2 protein-coding genes are annotated in these 1,280 nt (G+C 50.3%); both read left to right on the forward strand.

The window, feature by feature from the left end; all coding sequences use genetic code 11:
- On the forward strand, nt 1–459 hold a 459-nt coding region (locus EAE91_RS23105; RefSeq protein ID WP_214090493.1), incomplete at its 5' end, for a TIGR03756 family integrating conjugative element protein.
- 60 nt (nt 460–519) lie between these two features.
- On the forward strand, nt 520–1,280 hold a 761-nt coding region (locus EAE91_RS23110), incomplete at its 3' end, for an integrating conjugative element protein (RefSeq protein WP_422615668.1).

Consider the following 1,280-nt stretch of genomic DNA (forward strand, 5'->3'; position numbering starts at 1 on the left):
GACAGCCTGGTTTGGCGGACCGGTGTGCCAGAGTCGTTTTATCCCGAAGCGCTTATTCCTGGTAAACGTGAGCTGGGTGATTCGTTTCGGGGCAATATGTGGGGCAATATTTATCCGCGAAGCGGGTTTGTGACACAACAGGATGATAATAAAGCGGCTGCGATAGTAGCGCAACGGGTAGCAGACATTATCACCCGTACCGGGCAGGGGCATGTTTATCAACCCCTGCAAGGGAACCGTAAACAGGGTTACTGGCCACCGGGCGAAGTAGTTGAGAATACGGGTAGCCAAAATCATCAATGGCAACGTTTAGCGCCGAAAATGAGCGCATCTTGTGCTGTTTTTCCGGATAACAGCGGGGAAGCGGCCAAGGACGGGAATTATGTCTTTGCATTGTGGCAACCCTACAGTTGTTGTCAGCGGCGTGGACAGACTTTTCTTTACAGTACCGATTTTTGAGACTGGGATCATGGGATGAGACAACGATTATTTTTGCCTGTATTGATAGCACTGGCGTTTATGACTGTTCCTGTTGTTCGGGCGGCAGGTTTTGCCATTGCGGACAGCCCGATAGGTTACGGGAAAAGCCTGAATGGGGCGGTATCGGATAAGCTGTTTTACAACATAGGTGGCGGATCAGTGATATCGCAGCCGGCGACCCGCAGTCATCTGCAACATCTGGGCGGATTAAACCTCGGTTGGAGCAGTGACCTGATGTGCGGTCACTTTGATTTAAAAACGACGGTAGGGAATCAGCTTAATGGCCTGACTTCGGGGTTTAAAAACCTGATGGGGGAAGTAATACAGGGGGCTACCGGGGCCGTAGCCAGTTTACCGGCAATGGTTATCCAGCGTGCTAATCCGGGATTATATGAAATGCTGACCAATGGTGTGTTACAGGCAGGTATCGCGTTTGACAAATCACAACTGAGTTGCCAGAACATGTCACAGCGTATGATGGATTTCTCGGATAGCAGTAAATGGACTAAAGCGGCGTTGATGGAGGAATACAAAACGTTGGTGAATACCGGCAACGGTGATGCGGTTGGCACGACACAAAAAATGGAGGTTGCGGACGGTACACAAGGTTCAAATTGGATTGGAGGTGAAAAACGGGGAGGAAAAGGACAGAAAGCGATTCAGCCTATCCGGGATCTGGCAAAAGCCGGCTTCAATATGATGAACAACCTGCCGGCGAATAGCCATGCCAATGTCAGCCACACACAATGTAATGGCGCTGCTTGCCAGAAATTCAAGAACAGTGAAGAAGCCGCAGACGC

Origin of the sequence: Photorhabdus noenieputensis, from assembly GCF_018448935.1 — a bacterium.
Classification (GTDB): Bacteria; Pseudomonadota; Gammaproteobacteria; order Enterobacterales; family Enterobacteriaceae; genus Photorhabdus; species Photorhabdus noenieputensis.